An 11,897-nucleotide genomic window follows, 5' to 3' on the forward strand; every position below is an offset into this window, starting at 1 on the left:
GTCTAGTTCGCTCCCGCCAGCTTTCCCTTCTCGCGCGTTGCGGCCACGACATCACGCACGAGATCGAACACGCCGTCGGCTTGCGGCGGGAAGTTCGGTGAGCGGCCGAGGCGCACGATCACAAGCTTCTCCGACGGGATCACGATCGTGTACTGGCCGATCGTGCCCTTGGCGAAGAAGGCATCGCGCGGCCAGCCGTGCTCGACGCGAAATTTCGCGCCGAAGCTGTTGCCCTGATTGGTCCAGAAACCGGCGCCGATGCCGACCCACGCGTTGGGCGTGGCCGATGCCGAATAGTTCACCCAGCCCTCGGGCAGGATACGCTTGCCACCGACGACGCCGTCGTTGAGATAGAGCTGGCCGAAGCGTGCCCAGGCGCGCGCGGAGGCCATCATCTCGCCGGCGCCTTCGATCGTGCCTGAAGCATCGAGCTGGAGCGTGACGTCGGTCATGCCGAGCGGCGCGAACAATTCGCGGCGGGCAAAGCGGAGCGCGTCGCCCGGCTTGCCGCCGGCGGCGTCGCGAATGAGATGCGAGAGGATGATGGTGTTACCGTCGTGATAATTCCACGCGGTGCCCGGCGCGGTCGCAAGCGGCGCGCGCTCGGCAAAGCCCGCCATGTCGTCCTCGACGTATTTCATGGTGTTGACCGGCTCGAGCACGGAACCGAGCGAGGCCTGCAACGAACTGCCGAGCGCAAGGCCGGCGGTGTGACGCAGCAATTGATCGACGGTGATGGCGTGACGCGGATCTTCAGGATTTTTCCAGGCGGCGACCGGCGCGGGCCCATCCAGCTTGAGCTTGCCCTGGCGCACGAGAATGCCAGAGAGTGCCGAGACCACCGACTTCGTCATGGAGAAGCCGAGCAGCTGCGTCTGCGGCCCGATGCCGTCGGCATAGCGTTCGGCGATGACGCGGCCGCCCTTCATGATGACGATCGCGCGGGTGCGGCGATAAGGCGGCTGCGCGGGCTCGGTGAAGGCGCGGTCGAGCGCGGCTGACAGCGCGTCGCTTTGCGGCGGCACCAGTCCGGCGCCGGCGATATCGGGGAGCAAGACCGGCTGCTTGTCGTCAGGCGGCAAAGCGACACCGGCAATCCCCTGGCCGTGCTCGAGCGTGCAGCCGAGCCCCTCGCGATAGACCGCATGGCTGCGGCCGATGCCGAACAGGCTGACCGTGACATCCTTGCGGGCGCGGTCGATCTGCAAATTCATCGCCCAGGTCAGGAGGCCGCTGCCCGGCATCGCGTCGGTCGTTTCAGTGAGGTCGCGCATGGGATCAAGGCCGGAGACGAACGTCTCTGAGCAGAGCGTGTGCGCGATGAAGCCGGTGGCAATCTTGGGCACGTTACGGGCCCGAGCCGTGCCAAGCGCGAGGCCGGCACAGGCGATGGCGGTGGTAGCGAGGATGATCTTGCGGCGAGGGGTCACGGGCTTTCTCCGGCTGCGGGGCGAGTGCGGGAGAGCAGGCCGGATGCGGGCGATACGCGCTCGCCGGGTTTGGAAATCGGCCTCGTCGAAATTGATCGGGGCTCGTCGATTCTGGAATTATTGTGCGATTTCAAAGGCCTGAAATCTAAGCCGCATCGACCTTGAGCCGGCGATATTCCGTCGGCGTCACCCCGGTCACCGCCTTGAAGGCACGGTTGAACGGGCCCAGCGACTGGAAGCCGGCGTCCATCGCGATGGTGATGACGGGAACCTCGGCCTGCGCGGGATCGGCGAGGGCGGCCTTGGCCTCCTCGATCCGGTGGTTGTTCAGGAATACATTGAAGTTGCGATAGCCGAGCCGCTGGTTGATCAACCGGCGCAGCCGGTATTCCGGAATTTTCAGCCGGCCTGCCAGTACGCCGATGGTGATGTTCTCGTGACGATAGATCCGCTCGTCCGCCATCAGGCGCATCAAGGCATTGATGAGCTTTTGGTCGGCCGAGGCATCCGCCGCAGGCTGACTGAAAACACGGGGCGGCGCGGGCTCCCCCGCAGCCGGAAACAGATCCGCGCCGTCCACGCGCATCATGGCATAAACGATCGCCGCGACGGTGCAGGCGAGCACGCCGGCGTTGATGGTTTCGGCTGCAGTGCCGATGTGGTGGCCCGCGGTGGCGATCTGGAGCACCGCGTTCAGCCCACCATAGAGCGCGATTGCACAGACTATGAAGACGCGAACGCGGCGGCGGCGCTCGACCAGGTCGGCCGGCCAGGAGGCGATCATCTGCCAGAGCGCTAGCACGATGAAACCGAGAGCGATCAGATTGACCACCGTCACCGAGAACCGCACATGGCCGCTGGGTGCAATCCAGACGCAGCCTGCGAAGCTGAAGGCCGTCACCAGCGCCCAGATCAAGCCGTGCCACCAGCGGATGCGAAACTCGTCGTCGAACAGGGCGCGCGTGAACAACCAGAACACCACGATGGTGCCGGTCGATATTGCGATCAGCGGTGCATGCCAGAGCGGGACCCGCGACGTGACATCCATCGAATAGCTCACCGCATGCGCGGCCGAACCCAGCGCGAAGGCCGCGCCGAGGCGAGCAGCGAGCACTTTGCGGAAATCGGCGAGCAACGACGCTGCCAGCACCAGCAGCAACGCGACGCTGGCAGCGCGAAAGGCGAGGTCGAGGGTGGGAAGGGTCATGGGGCGATGTGAACGATCACGGTTAGGATCGATCGAACATCGTTCGTTGGAGTATTTTTTTCAAGGACCATCCTCGCTCTCCGCTGTCATCGCCCGGCTCGACCGGGCGATGACAGCGGAGCATGTGGCGCTAATACCACGCCACCTCCGCGCCGCCCCATTGTGGGGACGCCGATGCGAAATTCTGCTACGCTCGGGCTCGCAATTGAGAAGGAGTCCACCATGAGCTGGCAACCCTCCAACGATCCCGTGCTCGGCGATCCCATGTCCTGCGATGCGCTCGATCTCGTCATCGTGCCGCGCACCCGCGACCTCGGCGATGGATTCGCGGTGCGGCGGGCGCTGCCGCATGGCAAGCGGCAGATGGTCGGGCCCTTCATTTTCTTTGATCATTTCGGTCCGGTGCAGTTCGTCTCCGGCAAGGGCATGGACGTGCGGCCGCATCCGCATATCGGGCTTGCCACCGTCACCTATCTGTTCGACGGGTCCATCATGCATCGCGACAGCGAAGGCAATGTGCAGGAGATCGCGCCCGGCGCGATGAATTTGATGACGGCGGGCCGCGGCATCGCGCATTCCGAGCGGACGCCGGATGCACAGCGCGCTTCGGGCCAGCAGATGCTCGGCCTGCAGAGCTGGATCGCGCTGCCTGAAGGCTCGGAAGAGATCGATCCCTCGTTCCAGCATTATGCGGCGGGGGATCTGCCGATGATCTCGGAGCGCGATTTCACCGCGCGGGTGATTGCGGGCTCTTCATTCGGCATCTCCTCGCCGGTGAAGATGGTCTCGCCCTGGTTCTACACCGAGGTCACGGCCGCCGCCGGTGCGACCGTGCCGCTCGACCCCGACCACGAGGAGCGTGCGATCTATGTGGTCGACGGTGAGGTCGAGATCGCAAACGAGCGCTATGAGGGGCCGCGGCTGCTGATCTTCCGACCCGGCGATCGCATCACCGTGAAGGCGCTGAAGGCCACGCGGATGATGTTTCTGGGTGGCGATGCGCTGGAAGGGCCGCGGCACATCTGGTGGAATTTCGTTTCCTCCAGCAAGGAGCGGATCGAGCAGGCCAAGCAGGACTGGAAAACCGGCCGCTTCGCCGCAGTTCCGCAGGAACATGAGTTCATTCCGCTGCCGGAATAGGCTAATCCGGTGTCCGGCCGCACCACCAGGCGCGGCCGGACTTATTTCCTGAAGGCTCTGCCATGACCACCATGCTCTCCAGCGACCTGCCCCTCGCCAAGATCGGCCGCGGCAAGGTGCGCGATATCTACGCCGTCGACGACGACCGCCTGCTGCTCGTCACCACCGACCGCATCAGCGCCTTCGACGTCGTGATGGCAGAGACCATCCCGATGAAGGGCGCGGTCCTCACGCAGATCAGTGCATACTGGTTCAACAAGCTCGAAGGCATCGTGCCGCATCACATGATCAGCGCCGATACCGACGAGATCATCAGGGCCGTGCCGGCCTTGAAGCCGCATCGCGCCGAGATTCTCGGCCGGACCATGCTGTGCAAGCGCACCACCGTATTTCCGATCGAATGCGTGATCCGCGGCTATCTCTCGGGCTCGGCCTGGAAGGAATATGCACAGAGCGGCACGCTGGCGGGCGAAAAGCTGAAGACCGGTCTCGTCGAAAGCGAGAAGCTCGATCCCGCGATCTTCAGCCCCGCGACCAAGGCCGAAAGCGGTCATGACGAGAACATCACCATCGCGAAGATGCGTGAGGTCGTGGGCGACGAGGTCGCCTATACGCTCGAGAGCATGACGCGCGCGATCTACACGCTCGGCGAAGAGCTGGCGCGCGAGCAGGGCATCATCATCGCCGATACCAAGTTCGAGTTCGGCCGCGACAAGGACGGCCGAATCATCCTGATCGACGAAATCATGACGCCGGACTCGTCACGCTTCTGGGCGGTCGATACCTACAAGCCCGGCCAGCCGCAGGCCAGCTTCGACAAGCAGCCCTTGCGCGACTATCTCGACGTCGAACGCCGCGCGGGCCGCTGGAACGGCGACGCCCCGCCGCCACCGCTACCCGCGAGCGTGGTCGATGCGACCAGCAAGCGGTACCTCGAAGCCTATCGGCGCGTGACGGGGATGGAGCTGAAGATTTAGCTCGTCCGCTGCCGCACACTCGATCGTTTCGAGCGAAGCGAAACAATCCAGGATCCCGCCGCGGAAACGATCTGGATTGCTTCGCTTCGCTCGCAATGACGTGGAGAGGCTGGTGCACTCCTCGAGGTCTCCGACGCCGCCTTTTCCTTCATCAATGGCCGTTGAGGGACCCGGGCACCCGATTGCGCTAGGCTCCCCGTTCTCATCGCGCGAGCAGCGAGGAAGGGCAGGCGTCGGGGCGTGGCAGATTCAACGATCCAATCCAGTCCGTTGCTCCGGTTGAATCCGGCGATCACACGTGCTCTGAATGATGTGCTCGGCGGTGCTGCCGCCAGCGTCCTGACCGTCACCCTCGGCCTGTCCTATTCGGTCCTGATCTTCGCCGGTCCGCTGGCGTCATATTTGAGCACAGGCGTCGGCGTCACCTTCATGGCATCGGCCGTTCTGGCCCTCGTCGTTGGGCTCGGAAGCTCGCTGCGCTTTGCGATCGCCGCGCCTGAGGCCTCGACGGCCGCCATGACGGGGATCGTCGCCTCATCGCTGGTCGAGCGGATCACCGCCGTGGATCCTACCGCACCGCTTCTGGCGCCGGTGCTCGTCACCTTTGGTCTCGTCAGCATCGCCACCGGCCTCGTGCTCTGCACGTTCGGCGTCACGCGGATCGGCCGTGCCATCCGGTACGTACCGTATCCGGTGGTCGGCGGCTTTCTGGGCGCGACCGGCTGCCTGATCCTGCTGGGCGCCATCAGGGTCATCACCGGCCAGCCGCTTCAACTGGCAACCCTTGGACGCTTTGCCAACACGACCACGGTGTTCGAGCTCAGTGCCGCCTGCGCGATGGCCGCAGTGCTCTATCTCACCTGGCACCGCTCGCGCACGCCGATCGGACTGCCGCTGATCCTGATCGCGGGCACGATCGCCGCGCATGTCGCGTTCTGGGTCGCCGGCATTTCCCCGGCGGAAGCACAGGCGCTGGGATGGACGTTTCATCCGCCGCAGCAGATCGGGCTGGAATGGCCATGGTCGGTGCAGGCGCTCGCCCATTATCCCTGGTCCACGCTGCCCGAATTGTCCGGCAATCTCATCGCGGTGATCTTCGTCACGGCATCGAGCACGCTCTTCAACACCACCGGTGTCGAGGTCGCGACGCACCGCGAAGCCGACCTGGAGCGCGAATTGAACGTCACCGGCATTGCCAACATTCTCTGCGGTGCGCTGGGCGGGTACACCGGCTGCATCTCGGTCAGCCGCTCCATCCTCAACTTTTCGGCCGGGGGACGCGGCCGCCTCTCCGGCCTGACCTCCGCGGCGATCTCGGCCTCGATGCTGGTCGTTGCGCCGACGCTGCTCGGCTTCATGCCCAAGCTCGTGCTGGGCGGGCTGCTGGTCTATCTCGGCAGCGACACTCTGCACAAATGGATCGTGCAGTCGCGACAACGGCTGTCGGCGCCGGAATATCTGTCGCTGCTTGCCATCATCCTCATCATCCTGAAATGGGGTTTCGTCGCCGGCATCCTGATCGGCATCGTGATCGGATGCACGATCTTCGCGCTGAGCGCCGCGCGCGTCAGCTCCGTCAAGTTCGGCTTCGACGGCACCGAATATCGTTCGTCGCTCGACCGGCCGCGCGACGAACAGGCGCTGCTGGCGGCCCATGGTCGCAACATCCAGGGCCTGATGCTGCAGAGCTATCTGTTCTTCGGCTCGGCCAACCGTCTCTACCAGCACGTCAAGGGCCTGCTGCACCGGCACCCGGAATGCCGCTTCCTCGTGTTCGATTTCAAGCTCGTGACGGGGATCGACTCCTCGGCCGCCTACAGCTTCGACCAGATCAAGCGCACGGCACGGGACCGCGGCATCGAGCTCGTGCTGGTGCATCTTCCGCCGGGCGCCGCCAAGGCACTGCGCGCCAGCGGCTTCATCTCGCCCGAAGTACGGATCACGCAGGAGCTCGATCATGCGCTGGAATGGTGCGAGAACGATATCATTGCCCGGCATCGCGGCCAGGCGCGGGAAGAGGCTTCCTTGCGCGACTGGTTGACTCAGATCCTGGGCGACGAGGACGACGCTGCACGACTGGGCCGTCGCTGCGAACGTCTCGAGGTCAGGGCCGGCGAAATCATCGTGCGGGCCGGCGAAGCCGCCGATTCCATGCATTTCATCCTCGATGGCCGCGTCGGGATCATGATCCCCGCCGAGCAGGGCGGCATGACCCGGGTCCGCAGCCTCGGGCGCTGCACCACGATTGGCGAGATGGGCCTGGTCGCGCGGACCACGCGCAGCGCGACGATCCAGGCCGAGATCGACAGCGTGCTCTACGTGCTGGGCGCGCAGCAATTCGACGCGATCAAGGACGAGGATCCCGCGCTCAGCCAAAAGCTGCTGACCTATTTCGTGTCGGTCATGGCCGAGCGGCTGACGTTCGCGAACCGAACGATCGCGGTGCTCAGGCGATAGCGAAAGAGATCCGGCAGGCTAGGACCGGATCGCCTGGTCTTCATCCAGGGCGAGCAGGAGTTCGGCCACCCGGTTGGCGGAGGCCGTCCATTCTGCGAGCTTGGCGTAGTTGTCCGTGAACCAGTTGAATGCGGTCTGGACGACGACAAAGGCCGCCGATGCCTGCACCACCTCGCCAAGCGTCATCGCATCGACCAGATATTTGGGAAGACACAGCAACAGACCGATCACCGGCGTAATCAGAAGACTGGTGTAGGTGACGAGCGTCATCCGCATCAATTGCCAGCAATAGATGCGCCAGATCGCGATCACGGCCTTCAACGCCGAGACGACGGCGTGGAGGCCATTCGGCCGATCCTCGGAAACGACCTTCCCTTCACCGCTCTCGCGAACATGCGTCCCGATCGCCCGCAGTTCGGCCTCCATGCGCTTGTTCTCTTCGATGACCCGCGTCAGATGCCCGGCCGTCAGCCAGATGCCGAGCGCCAGCAACGCGGCATAAACGATGACGGCAAGCACGAGATAACCGGGAATCGTGAAGTCCATCCCATCGAGATGGACCTGCAAATTGCCGCCGACGGACCAGAGCACGCCGATAAACGTCCCGATGGTGAGCAAGGACTGAAGCAGCCCGGTGGCGAGATCGACCGGCAGGTCGGTCGCGACCCTGGCGTCGTCGGCGATACGATATTCGGGTGCCTCGTGGTGTCCGGCGAGGGCACCTGACCTCGCAGGGTGAGAACCTCCCAGCCACTGGCCATAGAGGCGATTGCTCAACCATTCGCGCCAGGAGCGCTGCAGGGTCATCCGCCCCCATACCGAGAAGACCGTCAAGGCGATACTCGCCACCGCCAGCGGCAGAAACCGGTACGCCTGGTACAGCAGCTCTGCCTGATCCTTGCGGCCGATGGCGTTGAAGAAGTCCCGATTCCAGAAGTTCAGGGCGTATTGGGTCAGGAGTTGCAGGATCACATTGACGATCAACCCGAGGACGAGAGCCCATGCGACCCAGGCGGTGGGGCCCCGCCAATATCCTGAAGCGCTCTTCCAGAAGCGGCCAAGCAGCCGCTTCTCACCCGGAACGAAAGAGGTCCTCGTCAGCATTCGCGAGCCGCAATCCTGGGTGCGGCACCACCCTATGATGCCGCTCGCGCCAAATTACGGTGTCAAATTACGGTGTCTTGCTCGAGGCCATTTGACCTGCGTCAAGCGGGTCCGACGGCTACACCCCGGCCATCATAACGTATTTGATCTCGACGTATTCTTCCATGCCGTGACGGGAGCCTTCGCGCCCGAGGCCGCTTTCCTTGACCCCGCCGAAGGGCGCGACCTCGGTGGTGATCAGGCCGGTGTTGACGCCGACCATGCCCGATTCCAGCGCTTCGGCGACGCGCCAGACGCGGCCGATGTCGCGGGAGTAGAAGTAGGACGCGAGGCCGAACGGCGAGGCGTTGCACATGGCGATGACGTCGGCCTCGTCCTTGAAGCGGATCACCGGCGCGAGCGGGCCGAAGGTTTCCTCTTGCGACACCAGCGAGTCCGGCTTGACGTCGGCGAGCACGGTCGGCTCGAAGAAGGAGCGTCCGAGTTCGCTGCGCTTGCCGCCGGTCACGACCTTGGCGCCGCGCTTGACGGCATCCGCGATGTGACGCTCGACCTTGTCGACCGCCTTCATGTTGATCAGCGGACCTTGCGTGACGCCGCTCTCGGTGCCGTCGCCGATCTTCATCGCCGCGACCTTCGCCGACAGCTTCTTGACGAACTCGTCGTAGATCTTGTCCTGGGCATAGAGGCGGTTGGCGCAGACGCAGGTTTGGCCCATGTTGCGATACTTCGACACGATCGCGCCCTCGACCGCGGCATCGATGTCGGCGTCATCGAACACCACGAACGGCGCGTTGCCGCCGAGCTCGAGGCCGAGCCGCTTCACGCCGACCGAGGCCTGCTGGTAGAGGATCTTGCCAACCGCGGTCGAGCCGGTGAAGCCGACAAAGCGCACCGCTGGATGCTCGCACAGCACCTTGCCGATGGGGGGCGCGTCACCGGTGATGATGTTAAGCACGCCCTTGGGGATACCGGCCTTCTCGGCAAGCACGGCCAGCGCGAGCGCCGACAGCGGCGTCTCGTTGGCCGGCTTCAGCACCACGGTGCAGCCCGCGGCGAGCGCCGGCGACACTTTGCGCGTGATCATGGAGTTCGGGAAGTTCCACGGCGTGATCGCGCCGCAAACGCCGATCGGCTGCCTGATCGCCAGCAGCCGCGCATCGGGGCGCTGCGACGGGATGGTCTCGCCATAGACGCGACGCGCTTCCTCGGCGAAGAACTCGATATAGGCGGCGCCGATGTCGACCTCGCCGAGCGCTTCCGACAGCGGCTTGCCCTGCTCGGAGGTGAGGATCAGCGCGAGATCCTCGCGATTGGCGATGATCAGCTCGAACCATTTGCGCAGGATGTTGGAGCGCTGCTTGGCGGTGTGCTTGGCCCAGGCCGGGAACGCGCGCTGGGCGGCTTCGACCGCCTTGGTGGTGTCGTCCGCACCCAGCTGCGGCACCTTTACGAGCTCGACACCGGTCGCGGGATTGTTTACCGCGAAGACCGGCGTACCGACCCAGGCGCCGTCGATGTAGCAGGCCTCCTTCAGCAGCGACGGGTCCTTCAACCGGTCACGCAGGGTGGCAGTGGCATGCTGGGCGCGTGCGGCAGCGGTTGGCGTCATGGCGTTACTCCCTCGGGGGCGGTCAGGATCAGCCGGAATATAGGGGCGGACGGAGAGCAATGCACCGTCCGACAACGCACAGCTGATGGGAGATACGCTGGCAGCGGCGGGTTACGCCGCGCCGCTCATGTAGGTCTCACGCCGGCCGATCATGCGTTCGGCGGCCGCCTTCGCGTCGGCTTTCGAGGAGGTCGCGCAGGTGCGATATTCGAGATCGGGCACGTCCGACGGGTTGCGGCGGCCGAACCAGCTCTTCGAACCGACCGGCAGCAGCGCCAGCGCCTGCGCCAGATTATCGACCGCGCCGAACGAATAGAGCGCGCCTGATCCGGCGACCCGCACTTCATAAATGCCAGGCGAGATTGGCGCTTCCAGATTGTCGCCCCGTCCGGGACGGGGATAGCGCTTCCATTCGCTCCAGGTCGAAATCATCTCATGTCCCCTCGCGGCCGCCAGGACCGCCAAATTTGCATCAAATCCAAACGTCAGCCGCAGGCCGGGCCGCAAGCTGAACGTCGCAACGCACAAAATGTTTCAAGCGTTCAAACGCCCGAAACATATCGCCGCGGCCATCCAAGGTCACGGACAGTAGCGGCCATCCACCGCAGATTGTGAAGGTGTTGCAGATTAGTCGTCCCGCGCGGGGCCGGAACCGTCAAGTCACGACATCGCGACCGGAGCGCAGGTTGAGATGCTTGCCGCGCGCGACCTCCGGGAGGACAATCCGATCACTTCCAACAATAATCAAACCGGAGGAAACGCGGATGCAAAGCAAAGCTGAGATCGACGAGGTTCTGCGTAAGACAAGCGACGCCAAGGAAATCCCCGGCGTCGTTGCGATCGCCGCCAGCGGTAACGACGTGCTGTACCAAGGCGCGTTCGGCAAGCGCGATCTCTCCAAACCCGAAGCGATGACCTTGGACAGCGTGTTCTGGATCGCTTCGATGACGAAGGCGGTGACATCGGCCGGCGCGATGCAGCTGGTCGAGCAGGGCAAGCTATCGCTCGATGCGCCGATCGGATCGCTGTTGCCCGATCTCGCCAATCCGCAAGTGCTCGAGGGCTTCGATGCCAAGGGCGAGCCAAAGCTGCGGCCGGCGAAAAGCGCGATCACGCTGCGCCAGCTGATGACCCACACCGCGGGCTTCTGCTACGACATGTGGAATCGCGATTTTGCGGCTTACATGGAGAAGACCGGCACGCCTGGAATCATCACCTGCCAGAACGCCGCACTGAAGACGCCTGTGATGACCGATCCCGGCACGCGCTGGGAGTACGGCACCAATATCGATTTCGTCGGCAAGGCGGTGGAAGCTGCGAGCGGCAAGCGGCTCGATGCCTATCTTCGCGATAATCTGTTCACGCCGCTCGGCATGGGCGACACCGCCTTCAAGATCAGCGATAACATGCGCAAGCGTCTGGTCGGCATGCATGCGCGCGGCGAGGATGGCCAGCTCGCCGCGATCCCGTTCGAGCTCGAGCAGAGCCCCGAATTCCACATGGGTGGCGGCGGTCTCTATTCGACCGCGGCCGATTACATCAAGTTCACCCAGATGATCCTGAACAAGGGGCGCGGCAACGGCAACCAGGTGCTGAAGCCGGAGACGATCGCCGTTATGAGCCAGAACCAGATGGGCGACCTCAATATGACCAGGATGGCCACGGCGGCGCCCATCTATACTAACGACGTCGATCTGTATCCGGACCAGGTGAAGAAATGGGGCCTCAGCTTCATGATCAACACCGCAAAGACGCCGGAAGGCCGCAGCGCCGGCAGCCTCGCCTGGGCGGGCCTTGCCAACACCTACTACTGGATCGATCCGGCGCGCGACGTCACCGGGGTGATCCTGATGCAGCTCTTGCCGTTCGCCGACGCGAAATGCCTGCAGGCCTTCGCGGGATTTGAGCGTGGCGTCTATGCCGGGCTCGATGCCGGCAGCGGCAAGAAGGCGGCATAACTCCTTAGTATG

The 11,897-nt window shown here is 64.3% G+C and carries 9 protein-coding genes; 4 read left to right on the top strand and 5 right to left on the bottom strand.

Going from position 1 to position 11,897, the window contains the following annotated elements; translation table 11 throughout:
- Window positions 1-2: 2 nt before the first annotated feature.
- Window positions 3-1,430 (bottom strand): serine hydrolase domain-containing protein, encoded by a 1,428-nt coding sequence (locus tag X265_RS00075; RefSeq protein ID WP_128963068.1) that lies wholly within the window; start codon window positions 1,428-1,430, stop codon window positions 3-5.
- A 145-nt stretch (window positions 1,431-1,575) separates the two neighbouring features.
- Complete coding sequence (locus X265_RS00080) at window positions 1,576-2,637, bottom strand: AraC family transcriptional regulator (protein ID WP_128963069.1); 1,062 nt, start codon at window positions 2,635-2,637, stop codon at window positions 1,576-1,578.
- A gap of 222 nt (window positions 2,638-2,859) precedes the next feature.
- On the opposite strand from X265_RS00080, the gene X265_RS00085 reads away from it, so the two are divergent.
- The 3 genes from X265_RS00085 to X265_RS00095 all read left to right on the top strand — a co-directional run bounded on the left by X265_RS00085 (window position 2,860) and on the right by X265_RS00095 (window position 7,211).
- Window positions 2,860-3,777 carry a pirin family protein gene (locus tag X265_RS00085; protein ID WP_128963070.1) on the top strand — a complete coding sequence of 306 codons (918 nt, stop codon included), beginning with the start codon at window positions 2,860-2,862 and terminating at the stop codon, window positions 3,775-3,777.
- Window positions 3,778-3,839: 62 nt separating this feature from the next.
- The gene (locus X265_RS00090) at window positions 3,840-4,754 is read left to right on the top strand and encodes a phosphoribosylaminoimidazolesuccinocarboxamide synthase (RefSeq protein ID WP_128963071.1); all 915 of its coding nucleotides are present in this window, start codon (window positions 3,840-3,842) and stop codon (window positions 4,752-4,754) included.
- Between the two features lie 240 nt (window positions 4,755-4,994).
- Window positions 4,995-7,211 carry an SLC26A/SulP transporter family protein gene (locus X265_RS00095; RefSeq protein WP_164938345.1) on the top strand — a complete coding sequence of 739 codons (2,217 nt, stop codon included), beginning with the start codon at window positions 4,995-4,997 and terminating at the stop codon, window positions 7,209-7,211.
- 18 nt (window positions 7,212-7,229) lie between these two features.
- On the opposite strand, the gene X265_RS00100 is transcribed toward X265_RS00095, so the two are convergent.
- The 3 genes from X265_RS00100 to X265_RS00110 form a co-directional block, all read right to left on the bottom strand.
- Window positions 7,230-8,315 carry an SbmA/BacA-like family transporter gene (locus tag X265_RS00100; RefSeq protein WP_128963072.1) on the bottom strand — a complete coding sequence of 362 codons (1,086 nt, stop codon included), beginning with the start codon at window positions 8,313-8,315 and terminating at the stop codon, window positions 7,230-7,232.
- A gap of 118 nt (window positions 8,316-8,433) precedes the next feature.
- Entirely contained in the window at window positions 8,434-9,927 is a 1,494-nt protein-coding gene (locus X265_RS00105; protein ID WP_128963073.1) for an NAD-dependent succinate-semialdehyde dehydrogenase, read from the bottom strand.
- A 111-nt stretch (window positions 9,928-10,038) separates the two neighbouring features.
- Complete coding sequence (locus X265_RS00110) at window positions 10,039-10,359, bottom strand: hypothetical protein (RefSeq protein ID WP_128963074.1); 321 nt, start codon at window positions 10,357-10,359, stop codon at window positions 10,039-10,041.
- A gap of 332 nt (window positions 10,360-10,691) precedes the next feature.
- Here X265_RS00110 and X265_RS00115 point away from each other — a divergent pair, with 332 nt between their 5' ends.
- Window positions 10,692-11,885, top strand: a complete 1,194-nt coding sequence (locus tag X265_RS00115) for a serine hydrolase domain-containing protein (RefSeq protein ID WP_128963075.1) — start codon at window positions 10,692-10,694, stop codon at window positions 11,883-11,885.
- Window positions 11,886-11,897: the final 12 nt, after the last annotated feature.

Origin of the sequence: Bradyrhizobium guangdongense, from assembly GCF_004114975.1 — a bacterium.
In the GTDB taxonomy this organism is placed as follows: domain Bacteria; phylum Pseudomonadota; class Alphaproteobacteria; order Rhizobiales; family Xanthobacteraceae; genus Bradyrhizobium; species Bradyrhizobium guangdongense.